This is a genomic window from Pseudomonas sp. BF-B-26, from assembly GCF_019956495.1.
Taxonomy (GTDB): domain Bacteria; phylum Pseudomonadota; class Gammaproteobacteria; order Pseudomonadales; family Pseudomonadaceae; genus Aquipseudomonas.
Genome location: NZ_JAHBDP010000075.1, coordinates 38813 through 53805 on the forward strand (window position 1 = coordinate 38813; position 14993 = coordinate 53805).

Annotated in this window: 13 protein-coding genes and 2 pseudogenes; 6 read left to right on the forward strand and 9 right to left on the reverse strand. The window is 59.5% G+C overall.

The genetic code is table 11. From position 1 onward, the window contains the following. Positions 1 to 8: 8 nt before the first annotated feature. From KGB03_RS15510 to KGB03_RS15520, 3 genes are read right to left on the reverse strand one after another with little or no spacing between them, the layout of a single operon-like run. Positions 9 to 269: a phosphopantetheine-binding protein gene (locus KGB03_RS15510; RefSeq protein WP_046045641.1), complete on the reverse strand. Its 261-nt coding sequence runs from the start codon at positions 267 to 269 to the stop codon at positions 9 to 11. Continuing rightward, a complete protein-coding gene (locus KGB03_RS15515; protein WP_192409919.1) occupies positions 250 to 1059 on the reverse strand; it encodes a lysophospholipid acyltransferase family protein in 810 nt (269 codons plus the stop codon). Before KGB03_RS15515 ends, KGB03_RS15510 begins: the two co-directional genes overlap by 20 nt. Then, positions 1035 to 1760 (reverse strand): beta-ketoacyl synthase chain length factor, encoded by a 726-nt coding sequence (locus KGB03_RS15520; protein ID WP_008149630.1) that lies wholly within the window; start codon positions 1758 to 1760, stop codon positions 1035 to 1037. Before KGB03_RS15520 ends, KGB03_RS15515 begins: the two co-directional genes overlap by 25 nt. 355 nt (positions 1761 to 2115) lie before the next feature. Between KGB03_RS15520 and KGB03_RS15525 the strand changes: the two genes are divergently transcribed. Beyond that, on the forward strand, positions 2116 to 2886 hold the full coding sequence (locus KGB03_RS15525) for a ParA family protein (RefSeq protein ID WP_111449343.1): 771 nt from the start codon (positions 2116 to 2118) through the stop codon (positions 2884 to 2886). 131 nt (positions 2887 to 3017) lie between these two features. Here KGB03_RS15525 and trxC read toward each other — a convergent pair whose 3' ends face one another. Then, a complete protein-coding gene (gene trxC / locus KGB03_RS15530; RefSeq protein WP_218536910.1) occupies positions 3018 to 3452 on the reverse strand; it encodes a thioredoxin TrxC in 435 nt (144 codons plus the stop codon). 271 nt (positions 3453 to 3723) lie between these two features. Here trxC and KGB03_RS15535 point away from each other — a divergent pair, with 271 nt between their 5' ends. Beyond that, on the forward strand, positions 3724 to 3993 hold the full coding sequence (locus KGB03_RS15535) for an AbrB/MazE/SpoVT family DNA-binding domain-containing protein (RefSeq protein WP_095127471.1): 270 nt from the start codon (positions 3724 to 3726) through the stop codon (positions 3991 to 3993). Next, positions 3993 to 4355, forward strand: coding sequence for a type II toxin-antitoxin system PemK/MazF family toxin (locus tag KGB03_RS15540; RefSeq protein ID WP_223527497.1), 363 nt, complete (start codon positions 3993 to 3995; stop codon positions 4353 to 4355). The genes KGB03_RS15535 and KGB03_RS15540 overlap by 1 nt, the downstream gene beginning before the upstream one ends. Before the next feature lie 7 nt (positions 4356 to 4362). Here the strand turns inward: KGB03_RS15540 and selO are convergent, their stop codons facing one another. The 5 genes and pseudogenes from selO to KGB03_RS31360 all read right to left on the reverse strand — a co-directional run. Further along, positions 4363 to 5826, reverse strand: coding sequence for a protein adenylyltransferase SelO (gene selO, locus KGB03_RS15545; RefSeq protein ID WP_111449339.1), 1464 nt, complete (start codon positions 5824 to 5826; stop codon positions 4363 to 4365). Between the two features lie 48 nt (positions 5827 to 5874). Next, positions 5875 to 9225 (reverse strand): mechanosensitive channel MscK, encoded by a 3351-nt coding sequence (gene mscK / locus KGB03_RS15550; protein WP_192409925.1) that lies wholly within the window; start codon positions 9223 to 9225, stop codon positions 5875 to 5877. Between the two features lie 34 nt (positions 9226 to 9259). Next, positions 9260 to 11002, reverse strand: coding sequence for a potassium/proton antiporter (locus KGB03_RS15555; protein WP_008149642.1), 1743 nt, complete (start codon positions 11000 to 11002; stop codon positions 9260 to 9262). A 298-nt stretch (positions 11003 to 11300) separates the two neighbouring features. Then, entirely contained in the window at positions 11301 to 12173 is an 873-nt protein-coding gene (locus KGB03_RS31355) for a methyl-accepting chemotaxis protein (RefSeq protein WP_371925560.1), read from the reverse strand. Then, a pseudogene (locus KGB03_RS31360) lies at positions 12156 to 12992 on the reverse strand (MCP four helix bundle domain-containing protein); the annotation flags it as partial. The gene KGB03_RS31355 and the pseudogene KGB03_RS31360, both read right to left, overlap by 18 nt. 209 nt (positions 12993 to 13201) lie before the next feature. Between KGB03_RS31360 and KGB03_RS15565 the strand changes: the two are divergent. The 3 genes and pseudogenes from KGB03_RS15565 to KGB03_RS31365 form a co-directional block, all read left to right on the forward strand. After that, complete coding sequence (locus tag KGB03_RS15565; RefSeq protein ID WP_008149645.1) at positions 13202 to 13432, forward strand: hypothetical protein; 231 nt, start codon at positions 13202 to 13204, stop codon at positions 13430 to 13432. Then, the gene (locus tag KGB03_RS15570) at positions 13429 to 13731 is read left to right on the forward strand and encodes a cell division protein ZapA (RefSeq protein ID WP_223527501.1); all 303 of its coding nucleotides are present in this window, start codon (positions 13429 to 13431) and stop codon (positions 13729 to 13731) included. The genes KGB03_RS15565 and KGB03_RS15570 overlap by 4 nt, the downstream gene beginning before the upstream one ends. 145 nt (positions 13732 to 13876) lie before the next feature. After that, positions 13877 to 14902, forward strand: a pseudogene (locus KGB03_RS31365) (cache domain-containing protein); the annotation flags it as partial. Positions 14903 to 14993: the final 91 nt, after the last annotated feature.

A 14993-nucleotide genomic window follows, 5' to 3' on the forward strand; every position in this document is an offset into this window, starting at 1 on the left:
GTCCGGTCTCAAGCTGCCTGTTTTGCAGTGACGAACGCCGCAAGGCTCGCCACGTTGCTGAAGTGATTGCGGGTGTCTTTGGCGTCGGCGTCGATTTTGATGCCGTACTTTTTCTGGATGGCCAGGCCGAGTTCCAGGGCGTCTACCGAATCCAGGCCCAAGCCTTCGCCGAACAGCGTCTGCTCGTCGCCGATGTCTTGTGCGCTGATGTCTTCAAGGCCCAGGGCGTCGATGATCAGTTCTTTGATTTCACGGTGTAGATCGCTCATCTTCGGCGAGCTCCTTAATGTAGTAATGATGCAAATAGTCATTGAGCTTGCGCGAGGCCTGAGGAGCAGGGCCCAGCGAGGCGAAGGCTTGTGGGTCTATATCGGCCCCGACACGAAAACTGAAGTGCACACGGCGTTTGGGGATCCGATACCAGGGCTCGGCCTTGGTCAATGTGGTCGGGTTGACCTTGATGATCACCGGGGTGAGGATTTTCGCACCGCGCAGGGCGATTGCCGCAGCCCCCCGATGGAAGGCTGGCGTCTGACCGGGCTGAGTGCGGGTGCCTTCAGGAAAGATGATCAGGGTCTGGCCGCTTTTCAGCGCGTCGGCGGCGGCATCGAGCATGTCCATGCTGCCGTCGTTGCTGATGTATTCGATGCAGCGTAGCGGGCCGCGGGTAAAAGGGTTCTCCCAGAGGCTTTTCTTGACCACGCAGTTGGCGTGGCGCACCAGGCCGATCAGGAACACCACATCAATCAGCGACGGGTGATTGGCGACGATCATTTGCCCCGGTCGACCGAGTTTTTCGGCGCCCTGGATGTCGTAAGTCAGCACGCCGGTACGCGCCATGAATCGCACAAAAAACCAGAACAGGCGGGCGACGGTGTGCCGCGCTCGCCGCCGGTGTGTCCGGGCATCGCCGGGCAGGCAGTTCAGCAGCGGGAAAACCACCAGCCGCAGGCACAGCCCGCCCAACCCGAACAGGGTGAAGCTTGCGGCGGTAGCCAGCAGGCGCCAGTAATAGGCGTCGCGGTTTTTTTCGGTTACAGGTTGCGTTGCCAGGTCCATACACGATTTTTCCAGGCATGTTGGCAGGTTGTTTGCTGGCCGAGCAGGGTACGCAAAAGGTTCAGGGCATGGGGCCATTGGGCTTTGGACAACTCATCCGAGGCGCTGTTCAGGGACAGCTGCCAGTCATTTCCGGGAGTGATCAGCAGGCCGACCGCGTAAGGGAACGGCACGTCGTCGATCCAGGTCGAGTAGGCCTTTGGCGGTTGCTCTTCGGTGACGATCAGCAGTACCGCGGGAGCGCCCTCGGAAAGCAAAGCCGCGGCCTCTAGCATGCCGTGTTCAAGGCCATCGCCGGCTGCAGCGAGGGCCGTCATTTCGCTGGTTTCGCCGCGCATGATCGACCACAGGCCAATGATCGCGTTGTGCACGGACAGGCTGAATTGAGTCGGCGACAGCGGCTGTTCGGTAGCCAGATCGCTGAGAATATCGAAAGTGCGCGGGGTTTCGCCGTGGCGAGAAATAAAGACCAACGGTAGGTCCTGACGGCCTTCGGCCAAGGGCCAGCCGACACTGAACGCCATCCGCGCCAGACGACTGAGTCGCCGGCGTTGCATGGCCGGCAGAAACGAGACGTCGGGTGCGGCATCGCTGCTCGCAAGCACGACCGGTTGTCGGCTCCAGGCTTGCCAATCGTCCACGCTTTCGAGCCCAGGAGCCCACGCGCGCCATTGGGCGATGTTGAAATTGATCACTGACATTCATCCCGCCCCTGCGGGCTTCCTTGACGCGGTGAGTCGCAAAACAGGCGAACGTACCTTACGTAGCGCTGAGCGCTGAGTGGTGCGCATTATCCCGTTGCGGCGGGCGTGTAGCAAATGATGGTTACATTTTGCTCAATGAAATGTACCGGTTGGTTCGTGCATGGCTGTCGTTTGGCCATTATCCGCATTTCGGCCGGCGGATCTGCCGGCTCTGTCAGCAAGCGGTGCATGAGTTCACGGATTTTTCCGCGCGAGATTGCACCTGACTGTGTAGTCCCGATGCTGGCGAGGTAGCTAAGCAGCGCCGTGGACTACTACACTCGGTCATTCTTTGATACACGGAGGTTTTGACATGCGGCGCGTGGTGTTCAATCAGAAAGGTGGCGTAGGCAAGTCCAGCATTGCCTGCAATCTGGCGGCGGTCAGTGCCAGCGAGGGTTATCGCACTTTATTGGTGGATCTCGATGCCCAGGCGAACTCCACTCAGTACCTGACGGGGCTCACCGGTAATGACATTCCCATGGGTATCGCCGATTTTTTCAAGCAGACCTTGTCTTCCGGGCCTTTCGCCAAGAAAAACCAGGTCGATATCTACGAAACCCCATTCGACAACCTCCACGTCATCACGGCCACTGCCGAGCTGGCTGACTTGCAGCCCAAGCTTGAGGCCAAACACAAGATCAACAAGCTGCGCAAATTGCTCGAGGAACTGGACGGCGATTACGACCGGATCTACCTCGATACGCCGCCAGCGCTGAATTTCTACGCGGTATCTGCATTGATTGCCGCTGATCGTGTGCTGATTCCCTTCGACTGCGACAGCTTCTCGCGTCAGGCGCTGTACGGCCTGTTGGCGGAAATCGAAGAATTGAAGGATGACCATAACGAAGGGCTGGAAGTCGAAGGTATCGTCGTCAACCAGTTCCAGGCTCGCGCCAGTCTGCCCCAGCAAATCCTCGACGAACTGATCGCCGAAGGCCTGCCGGTATTACCGGTGTACCTGTGCAGCTCGGTGCGCATGCGTGAATCCCACCAGGCCAACACGCCGCTGATTCACCTTGATCCGCGTCACAAGCTGACGCAGCAATTCGTCGATCTGCACAACCTCCTCGAAAACGCCTGATTCCTACAGGTGACACAGAACCCATGTGGGAGCGGGCTTGCTCGCGAATGCGTCAGGTCAGTCGACATCAATGTTGAATGATCAATCGCCTTCGCGAGCAAGCCCGCTCCCACAGTTGATTTGGGGTGGCTTTAGATCCCTTGGCTACGCAACCAGCTCATCAACTGCGGTAACGGAAAGGCCCCGCTCTGACGCGCCACTTCCCGGCCGTTCTTGAACAGGATCAGACTCGGGATCGAACGAATCCCCAGCTGCGCCGACAACTGCTGGTTTGCCTCGCTGTCCAGCTTGGCCAGCCGGCACTTGCCGGCCAATTGCGCCGCGGCCTGCTCGAACACCGGCGCAAACGACTTGCACGGCCCACACCAATCCGCCCAAACGTCCACCAGCAACGGCAGATCGCCTTTGATCTGGCTGGCGTAATCGCTTTGCTTCAACTCAAAGGGTTTATTCAGCAGGACTTCGGCTTTGCAGCGACCGCATTTTGGATGGTCGTTGAGGCGCTCCGCGGGGATGCGGTTGAGGCCGTTGCAGTGGGGGCAGGGAATGAGGAGTGGGTCGGACATAGTCGTACTCTGAAATGAGTGGGCAATCTTGAACTGATCTGGTGTTGCAAATTGCTTTTATCAAGCCGTGAAAGGCCGGCAGGAGCTACGCGTTTGTCGCAAATCCTCACATTTTCCAAGCGTTCGGTTTGGGATCGGTGGCTACGCTGGAAGCAACGCCACGATCTTCAAGTCTCTTAGTGAGGAGTTCGCTTTGCCTTTAACTTCGTGCTACTTTTGTTGCACTTATCGAGAGATCGATGCCTTTCATTTATCGGATAGGAGTTATCCCGTGTCCGTGACTTCCAAAATCCGCCGTCAAGGTGGGGCTGCGGTTATTACCCTCCCGCCAACTTTACTGAAGCTCCTGCACCTGGAAGTAGGGGCACAGTTGGAACTGAATGTGGTCGATGGCGAGTTGATTGCCCGTCCGGTTGTACAGCCTCCTCGCAAGCGCTACAGCCTTGCCGAATTGCTTGAAGGTTCCGAAGAAGTCGCTGAGCTGAATGCTCAGACGGCGTTTGCACGTGAAGGCGATTCAGTCGGCCGGGAGCTAGGTTGATGGTTAGGCAGCAAGCCCCCCAGCGGGGCGATGTCTACTGGATTGACCCGAACCCGGTTGCGGGACGAGAGATGATGAACCGGCATCGGTTTGTGGTGATTACGCCAAGGGAAATCAACTCGTTGGGTGTCAGCATGACAGTGCCCGTGACCAGTGGTGGGAACTTCAGTCGAAACTCCGGATTGGCGGTCATCATCTCCGGCCACGAAACGAACGGTGTAGCGGTTTGCAATCAGGTGCGCAGTTTTGATATTGAGCAGCGAGTTCGGGACGGCTCAGCCAAGTTCATTGAGCGACTTGATGACATCACGATGGCAGACATCATTGCTCGAGTCGTCAGTGCCATCGATCCCATGGATTGATCAATCATCAAGACGAACAACTGATCTCCAGATGCTTGCCCCACTCCGGTGGCCGCTCCGCGTAGCTCTCCATCCCCGGTTGCTCCTCGAACGGATTGCTCAGCACCGCATGCAGGCGGCGAACTTCTGCATAGTCGCCGCTCTCCGCCGCATCGATGGCTTTCTGCGCCAGGTAGTTACGCAGAATGTAGAGCGGATTCACCGCATGCATCCGTTTGCGGCGTTGTTCCTGATCGACCTCGCCTTCACGTGTCACCCGGGCGATGTAGAGCTCGCCCCAGGCATCGAAGCCTTTGATGTCGACGAAGTCATCACGCAACCGGGCGACGGCCAGTTCCGGTGATTCTTCTCCCAAGCGGCGGAAGAACAGGCTGTAGTCGACGCCACTGTTCTGCATCAGTTGCAGCAGGTGCTCCAGCAGTTTCTGGTCATCGTCTTCGGCCGTGGTGAAACCGAGGCGGCGGCGCATCAGGTCCAGGTAATGGGCCTGGTACAGCGGGAAGTACAGGCCGAGGGTTTCACGCAGGGCTTCGACGCTGATGAACGGCGTCAGGGCCTGGGCCAGGGCGCTGAGGTTCCACTGGCCGATCGGCACCTGGTTGCTGTAGGAGTAACGACCCTGATCATCGGAGTGGTTGCAGATGAAGTGGGCGTCGAAGTCGTCGAGGAAGGCGAACGGGCCGTAGTCGAAGGTAATGCCCAGGATCGACATGTTGTCGGTATTCATCACGCCGTGGCAGAAGCCATAAGCTTGCCATTTGGCGATCAGCTCGGCGTTGCGCTCGACGATTTCGCGAAACATCGCCAGGTACGGTTCCGGCTGTTCCAGGCATTGCGGGAAATGCATGGCCAGCACGTGATCGCCGAGTTCTTTCTGCTTCTCGGGACGTTTGGTGTAGTAGAAATACTCGAAATGCCCGAAACGCACATGGCTCGGCGCCATGCGCAGGACCATGGCCGCGCGTTCCTGCTTCTCGCGCCACACCGGCGTGTCGGAGCCGATCACGCACAGGGCGCGGGTGGTCGGGATGTTCAGGGCATACAGCGCTTCGGAGGCAAGAAATTCGCGGATCGAGGACCGCAGCACCGCCCGTCCATCACCCATGCGCGAAAAGGGCGTCTGGCCAGCACCCTTGAGGTGCAGGTCCCAATGCTCGCCGGCCTCGTTGTAGACCTCGCCCAGCAACAGACCGCGACCATCACCCAACTGCGGGTTGTAGGAACCGAACTGATGACCTGAATAGACCATCGCCCTCGGGATCGCGTCGGCCCAGAGCTTATGGCCGCTGAACAGTTCGGCAAACTCAGGGGTTTCGGCCTCGGCAGGGTCGAGATCGAGCAGCGCCATGGCGGCAGGGCTGGCCACCACCAGGCGCGGATTGTCGATCGGCTCGGGCAGCACATGGGTGGAAAACGTATCGCCCAGGCGGGCGAAACGATTATCGAAGGTCAGTTCGTCGAGGGCTTTCAAGGGCCATCTCCAGCAGAATGTCCGAGCATTCTGCTAGGGATAAGCCGCTTAGTCGAGCTTGGCGGCCGGCGGCTCTTGCACAGGTTTGCCATCGGCCATGGGAACGATGGTCTTGGTTTCCGGCTCGATGGGCACCATTTTGTATTCCTGGCCCTGAAGATTCTTGAGGTAAACCTCCATCTGCCGGAACGAGATGTTGATGTGCTGTTTCTTGAACTCGCGATTGATGAAGCGGTTGACCTCATCGAGCACCGGGTTACGGTCACCGAGGTCACGTACATGCATGCGCAACTCGTGGTCGAGGGTGCTTTCGCCGAAGTTCAGGAAGTACACGTGGGGTTCCGGGTCTTTCAGCACTCGCGGGTTATCGCGTGCGGCCTTGAGCAGCAATTCCTTGACCAGGTCCAGGTCCGAGCCGTAATCGACACCGAGCTTGAGGGTTACTCGGGTGATGGTGTCGGTCAGGGACCAGTTGATCAGTTGCCCGGTAATGAACGTCTTGTTCGGGACAATGATGTCCTTGCGGTCGAAGTCGGTGATCGTCGTGGCGCGGATGCGGATCTTGCTCACCGTACCGGACAGGTTGCCGATGGTGATGGTGTCGCCAATCCGCACCGGACGTTCGAACAGGATCATGATCCCGGAGATGAAGTTGGCGAAGATTTCCTGCATCCCGAAGCCGAGACCTACCGACAGCGCCGCCACCAGCCATTGCAACTTGTCCCAGCTCACGCCGAGTGTCGACAGGGTGGAGACGAAACCGATGCCAGCGATCACGTAAGACAGCAAGGTGGTGGTGGCGTACGCACTGCCCTGAGCCAGGTTCAGCTTCGACAGCACCAACACTTCCAGCAACCCCGGCAAGTTGCGCGCGAGGGCGAAGGTAATGCCGATGATGATCAGCGCGCCGAGCATGTCGCCAATGCTGATCGGCACCATGCTCATGTTGGCGCCGGTGCCGCTGGTGTATTCGTAGAGGGTGACGTTATCCAGGTACGAGAACACAGAGATCAGGTCCGACCAGACCCAGTACAACGCCGCGATGAAACCGCCCAGCAGTGCCAGGCGGATAAGGCGCAGGGACTGCTCGTTAACCTTCTCGATATCCAGGGTTGGCTCTTCGATCACCGCTTCGCCGTCGCCGGCCTCTTTCGCGGCCTGGCGTTTGGCCAGGGCGCGCTGGTAGGCCAGGCGGCGTGCCGCAACGCTGAGGCCGCGCACGAAGGTGGCCTCGATCACCAGCCAGAACATCAGCAGGTAAAGGGTGTTGATCAATCGGTCACTGAGCTTCAGCGCGGTGTAGTAATAGCCGAAGCACACCGCCACGAACAACGCGACAGGCAGGACGGTGAACAGGATCCCCACGGCCTTGCGGAACAGCGAAGCGTTCTGGTGAGTCGGGCTGCTGATCAGCAGGCGGCTGAGCAGCCAGGCCATCAGCGCATAGCAAGTCAGCACCACCGGCATGCCGAGTACGTCATCGGCCAGGGTCGCGGGTTGCAGCTCGGCGACTGCCACCACCGCGACCAACGCCATGACCACCAGCCCGAGTCGACGGACCCAGCCCTGCAGGAATTCGACCTGAGGTTTTTCCCAGCGGAAATGCAGTTCGGCCACGCCGCCCGGCGCAAGAATCCGGTAAGCGGTGTAGAACACTAGCCAGGCCTGGGCCATTTGCAGCAGCGCCGCGCCCATGTTCGCGTTCTGTCCGCGGGCGTCGATTTGCAAGGCCAGGCCACACAAGGCCAGGCCCAGGGACACCGGCATCGCCAGCAGAATGTTGATCAGGATGGCCTGCGGCGTGTGCCACTGGCTGTCGCGTTTGAAGTGGCCGATGTCCTGGTGAACCTTGCTCAGTCGGGCATACAGGCTTTTGCGTCGCCACAGCAGGGCGCCGATCAACAGCGCCAGGGGCAGGAACAGCAGCGGCCGTTGGGTCAGGCCGTCACTTAATTCGCTCAGGCTGGAAGCCCACGGCAGCGTGGTGACCTGACGTTCCAGGCGCTCCGGTACGGCGCGCATCCATTCCAGGTCCAGTGGCTTGTTGCTGGGAATCCAGAACATCTGCTCATCGAGGGTCGCCCGCAGGCTTTGCGCGGTGCTGAGCAGTTGCTTCTGATTGAGTTGCAACGTGATCGATTCGTTGAGCACCGCGCTGAGTTCGCGGTTCAGCCGCTCCAGCAGGTCGGCGCGGGTTGTGGCCAGCTCCAGCAGGCTTTTGCGCAGTTGCGGGGTGACTTGCTCGGGAGGCTGAGTCGACAGCAGGTTGTCGACATAGGTCGCCGGGTTGCTGAGCAGTTCCCGTTGCTGGCTGACTTCGAATTGATAGAGGCGAATGTCGGCGATCTGGTCGGCCAGGTCACGGTCGAGCCTGAGGCGTGGCAGGGACTGTTTCTGTTTATAGAGAATCTTGGACAGCAGCAGGCTGCCCTTGAGCACGTTGATTTGCTCGTCCAGCGCCGAGTCGCTCTGGGTCACGTTGTCCAGTTGCTGCTTGGTCTGCAGATTCTGCTGGGTGACTTCGTTGAGGCGGTCAGTACTTTTGAGCAGGTAGTCAGAAAGCTTGAGGTTGGCCGCGCTTTCGGTCGCCAGCAGGGTACTGCCGCCGGATTTCTGCGCTTCGATGGATTGCTGCGTCACCGTCTCCTGGGACTGGGCCAGGCGCTTCTGGTTGATCAGGGTTTGCAGTTCCTGGATTTCCTGATCCAGGCGATCGGATTTTTCCGAGAGCAAGTCATGCTGGCTGTTGCCCAAGTCCTGCAGTTGATTGTTGCCGGCCAGTTCCTGGCGGCGCAACGGGATCAGGGCATTCAGCGCCGCGAGCTCTGCGTTGAGCAGGTCGCGTTGCTCAGGGGTCAAGATCTTGCCGCCGTCCTTGCCGATCTTGAGGATGTTGTTGATCTGCTGGATGCGCGTCTGGCTGGCAGAAATTTCGGCCTGGGCGCGCTCGGGGCGGGTCTGGGCAGTAATCACCAGACTGTTGGCGTCGGCCAGGGCTTTTTGCAGATCGCTTTGCTGGGTGGAGCGCTCGGTGAGCATTTGCTCCAGTTGCTGAATAGGCTCTTTGGCATAGCGCTGCGGTACTGGCAGCAATTTGGTGGCTTTGAGCTTGGCCAGTTCTCGCTGGTTCTCGATGTTCTGCTTTGGGGCGTTGGCCAGTTGTTGCTTGAGATCGGCCAGCTTCTGCTCGTAATCACGCTTGTTGTTGAGCTGTGTCAGCGTGTTTTGCAGGATGCTCTGCAGGGCTTTCTGATCGGCTTCCGGCAATTTGCGCTCGGCGATCTTGTCCAGGTTCGCCTGCACGGCTTCGCTGGACGGCGGTTCGGCCGCTTGCAATGTACCGACAGAAAGACTCAAGCCCAGCAGGGCCGTAATGATAAACGTGCGCAGGGTTGACATAGAGACCGATCGAAAGCGAGACGAAGTGTAGAGTTTAGAGGAACAAGCCCGGACCGGGGCGACTTCCTTCGGGGAATCTGACGCCCACTTTACCGATCTTGTTCCCTTCCATGACCGCGACGGTCCAAATGGTGTTGTTCCACTCCACCTGGTCACCGACGACGGGTGCACCGCCCACTTTCTGGGCAATGAAGTGGCCGAGCGACATGTCCGGATCGATGCCTTCCACTTTCAACCCGTACAGCGCCGCAACCGCAGCCAGTTGGGCGTCTCCTTCGAGTACGAAGTCGCCGAAGAAGCGCAAATCGAGGCCTCGTTGCGGTGCCTGGCTGAAGAGTTTTCCGAGGGCCGGAAGGTTGTGTTCATGGCCGATGACGCACAGCAAATCGTCGACTTCGAGCACTGTACTACCCGACGGATGGAGCAGTTGCTGGCCACGAAACAGGGCTGCAATGCGGGTGCCTTCGGGCATTTTCAGTTCGCGAAGGGGCGAGCCGATGCACCATTTCTCGGCACCGAGGCGATAAACGAACAGCTCCCACTCACTGGTGACGTGGACTTCCAGGGCGGCGCGGGAGATCGGTGCCGGCTCCGGCGGAACGGTCACTTTCAAAAGCTTCGCCACCCACGGCAGGCTCGTGCCCTGCACCAGCAGCGACACCAACACGATAAAGAAGGCGAGGTTGAAATAGAGCTGGGCGTTGGGCAGGCCGGCCATCAGCGGGAACACCGCCAGAATGATCGGAACCGCGCCGCGTAACCCGACCCAGGAAATGAACGCCTTCTCGCGCCCATGGAACGCCTTGAAGGGCAGCAGGCCGACGATTACCGACAACGGCCGCGCAAACAGAATCATCCACAGCGCCAGGCCCAGAGCGGGCAGGGCAATCGGCAACAGGTCATGGGGCGTTACCAGCAGCCCGAGGACCAGGAACATGCCGATTTGCGCCAGCCAGGCCATGCCATCGAGCATGTGCAAAATGCCGTGGCGGCTGCGCACCGGGCGGTTGCCGATGACCAGGCCGCACAGGTAAACCGCCAAAAAGCCGCTGCCGTGCAAGGCGTTGGTCAGGGCAAACACGACCAAACCGCCAGCAATGACCAGGATCGGATAAAGGCCGGTGGCCAAGTGGATACGGTTGACCAGTTGCAGCATGACCCAGCCGCCGCCCAGGCCGATGACAGCACCGATACCGAACTCACGCATCAAGTGCCCGAGCAGGCTCCAATGCAGACCGGTCTGGCCGCTGGCGAGCATGTCGATCAGGGTCACGGTGAGGAACACCGCCATCGGGTCGTTGCTGCCGGACTCGATCTCGAGGCTGGCGGTCACCCGTTCGTTCAGGCCTTTGCCGCCGAGCAGCGAGAACACCGCCGCGGCGTCGGTGGAGCCAACGATAGCGCCGATCAGCAGGCCCTGGATCAGGTTCAGGTTGAACAGCCACGCGGCGGCCATGCCGGTCAGCCCGGTGGTGATCAACACCCCGACTGTCGCCAGCGACAGCGCCGGCCATAACGCCACGCGGAAGCTGGAAACCCGGGTGCGCAAGCCGCCGTCGAGCAGGATGACGGCCAGCGCGAGGTTGCCGACCAGATAAGCCGTTGGGTAGTTATCGAAAATAATGCCGGCGCCATCGACGCCGGCCGACATGCCCACCGCGAGGATGATCACCAGAATCGGGATACCGAGGCGCGATGAAAGTGAGCTCACCAGAATGCTTGCACCTACCAGCAACGCGCCGATCAAGAACAGGCTGTTGATGGTCGTCGCATTCAAAGGCAGTACTCCAGAAAGCTGAAAGGCGGGCGAAAACTGACCATGCAGTCTGCGTGCCAGCGATTCTAACCTGTTGAAATGTGATGCTGTCAAAAAGCTTTTGCAGCAAGCAGATGACACACGCAGCTCCGGGTGCAATCACTGTGGCGAGGGGATTTATCCCCGTTGGGCTGCGAAGCGGCCCCCTGCGTTCTTTCAGGCATGCCCCGCAAACAGGTCTTGCGACGGCTTCGCCGCCGAACGGGGATAAATCCCCTCGCCACAGATAAATCCCTTACCCACAGAGTTCGCGGTGCTCTTAGAGGCTAAACCGCCCAACCATGTTGTTCAGGTCCAGCGCCAATCGCGACAGCTCATTGCTCGCGGCACTGGTCTGGTTAGCCCCGGTCGCCGACTGCACCGACAGATCACGAATGTTCACTAGATTGCGGTCCACTTCACGGGCCACTTGCGCCTGCTCTTCGGCCGCGCTGGCGATCACCAGGTTGCGTTCGTTGATTTCGACGATCGCGCTATTAATAGTGTCCAGCGACATGCCTGCACCACGAGCGATGTTCAACGTCGACTCAGCACGCTCGGTGCTGTTGCGCATCGAATCCACTGCGTGCTCGGTACCGCTCTGGATGCTGCCGATCATGCGTTCGATTTCGCTGGTCGACTGCTGGGTGCGATGCGCCAGGGCACGGACTTCGTCCGCCACCACGGCAAAACCACGACCGGCCTCACCGGCACGGGCGGCTTCGATGGCTGCGTTCAATGCCAGCAAGTTGGTCTGATCAGCCAGGCCGCGAATCACGTCCAGCACTTTGCCGATGTCACGGGACTCGTTGGCCAGGTCGCCGATCAGGGTGGCGGTGCTCTGCACGTCGGCGCTCATGCGTTCGATGGCGCTGACGGTTTCCTGCACCAGGTCACGGCCATCACCGGCGGAGGTGGTGGCGTTCTTCGAGGCTTCGGACGTGCTGACGGCATTGCGCGCGACTTCTTCCACGGCGCTGGTCATTTCGTTGACTGCGGTGGCAGCTTGTTCGATTTCGTTGTTCTGCTGGGTCAGGCCACGGGCGCTTTCGTCGGTGACGCTGTTGAGTTCTTCAGCGGCGGACGCCAGTTGCGTGGCGGACCCGGAAATCCGTTGCAGGGTGTCGCGCAGCTTGTCCTGCATCTTCGACATGGCCAGCAGCAAGCGGCCGGCTTCGTCCTCACCATCGACGGTGATCGGGCGGGTCAGGTTGCCTTCAGCAATTTCTTCGGCAGCGCTCAGGGCGTTGGCGATCGGCTTGGTGATGCTGTTGGTCAACAACCAGGCGAACAGCAGAGTCAGGCCGGTCGCGATCACCAGCAGGGTGATCACCAGGTTGAAGGCCGAAGCGTACTGGTCGGCGGCTTGTTGATTGGTGTCGAGGGTCTGCTGAGTGTTGATCTCCAGCAAGCGGTTCAGCACGGTGTTCACCGCTTCGGAGTTGGTCAGCAGATCGGTGTTGAGCAGGGTGCGCAGTTCATCCACCTGATTGTTACGCGACAGGGTCTTCATCCGGTCTTCGATCTGACGGTACTGGCTGAGCAACTGCACATACTGGTCGTAGGCCGAACGTTCCTGCGGGCTGGTGATCAGTTTTTCGTAAGTCACCTGAGCGGCACGAATCTGCTGATTGCGGGTTTCCAGCAGATCCATGGTCTTTTGCTGGACGTCCGGCTCGCGGTTCACCAGCAAACGGTAGGACAGCACCCGCAGGCGCAGGGTCAGCTGAGTGAATTCGTCGAGGCTCTTGATGCTCGGCACGCTGCTTGAGGTGATGTCCTCGGCGGCGCCGCGAATCTTGCTCATCTGGTTCAAGGCAAACACACCCAGAATCAGCATCAGGCCGCCAATCAGGGCAAAACCGAGGAACGCCCGTGGAGCGATATTCATATTACGAAGGGACATGGTGTTTACCGAAAAGAGCGCATCCGTGCGGCGCTGAGACTGACGTATGGATGACTTATCGGTCATACGACTAAAGTCTTGAGCCCCTGCGGGTTTTTGTCGCACAACCGCTCCGGCGACGAAGTGCAGGAACCAGATCCGCCAATCACAGTCTTTAAAGCTCGCGAGGAAGGTCGCCCGCCAGGAAAATCAAGGCCTTGCGCCCCAATAACCCTGGCATCCATGGTGACTTTTCTTTATCGTACGCGCCCTTTGAAAATGCTTGGAAAATCAAAATGTTGGAAGCATCCCTAAGCCAATTGGAACAGCTGGTCAGCGACCTGGTGCAACAGAACCAGACCCTGCTCGGCACCAACCAAACCCTGAGCGCAGAACTGGCCCAGGCCAAGGATGAAAACGAAAGCCTGCAACTGAGCCTGATGGAACAGGAAGAGAAACAAGGTGCCACCGCTGCACGCATCCAGGCCCTGGTTGAGCGCGTCAGCGCCGGCCCAGTCAGCGCATGAATCATGGCGCCGCAGGGGTAAAAGTCGTCTCGATCCTGGGGGAGGACTATTCGATCAAGGCGCCGGCCGGGGAAGAGCAAACCCTGCTGGACGCCGCCTTAATGCTGAAGGCTGTCCTGGCCGACACCAAAAGGAAGTACCCGACGTTGATCGGTGACCGCTTGCTGGTATTGGCCGCGATGAATCTGTGCTCCCAGCAGATCGAAATGCAGAAGCAGCACAAGCAGGAACTCGACCGTTACCAAGAGCAAGTCAGCGCCACGGTTGAAGTAATCTCCAAGACGATCAATCAGGCCTGATCGGCTTTGCGCACAACCAAAGAATAAATTGTCGTTTGTGTTGTATACAATCGGCACGGCTGTTGCGGTGTTTCAGCCTCTTATTCTTTGGGGGTGCTCCATGCAGTTCTGGCGACGCAGTATTCAATGGCAGTTGATCCTGAGCATGGGCACCGCCCTGCTGGTCAGTATTCTGATCGTGGTTGGCATTTATACCCTCGTGGTCAATCGCCTCGCCGAGCGCTATCTGGTCGAGCAAGCGCTGCCGTCGAGCATCGAAGCGATGCGCAACGACATCGAGCGAATCCTCGTTCAACCGCTCACCGCCGCCAAGGACATCGCCAGCAATAGCATGGTGCGCGACTGGTTGGCCGGGGGTGAAAACAGTGCCCAGACCAACACCTTCGTCACCTATCTGGAAGGCATCCGCGCCGAGCACAAAGCCTTTACCGCGCTGATCGTCGGCACGGCTTCAAACCATTACTTCACGGAAAAAGGCCTGGACCGGATCCTCAGCCGCTCCAACCCCAAAGACGCCTGGTTCTATTCGTTTCTCGACAGCAACCAGCCGCGCACCCTCAATATCGACAATGACACCGCGACCGGAGAGTTGGCGCTGTTCATCGACCTCAAGGTCGAGCAGGCCGGCAAAGTCGTGGGCGTTGCCGGGCTTGGCCTGAGCATGAAAGAGCTGTCGGAGCTGATCCACAACTTCAACTTCGGTGAGCGCGGCAAGGTCTATCTCGTGCGTTCCGACGGTTTGATCCAGGTTCACCCCGAAGCGCAGTTCAGCGGCAAACGCACGTTGGCCGAACAGATTGGCACCCCGGCAGCGCAAGCCGTCATGGGCCAACAGGCTGCCACCCACAGCAGCTTCGATCGCGATGGCGAAGATTTTCTGGCATTGAGTCTGCCGTTGCGGGACTTGGGCTGGACGCTGGTGGCCGAAGTGCCACAGTCGCAGATCTACGCCGAAGCCCGCCGCGCGATGTGGATGAGCAGCGGCATCGGCCTGGCGGTGGCGCTGGTTTGCCTGATGCTGGTGGTGTTGTTGGCCCGTGGATTGGTGCGGCCGATCCGCCAGGTAACAGCGGCGCTGGTAGCCATCGGTAGCGGTGGTGGAGATTTGACCCACCGGTTAGATTCCAGTCGCGCCGATGAACTGGGTGACCTGGCTCGCGGCTTCAATCGGTTCCTGGAAAGCCAGCGCGACATGATCGGCGAAGTGCTGACCACCAGCGAGCGTTTACGCACGGCCGTCGGCCAAGTGGCGCGGGTGGTAG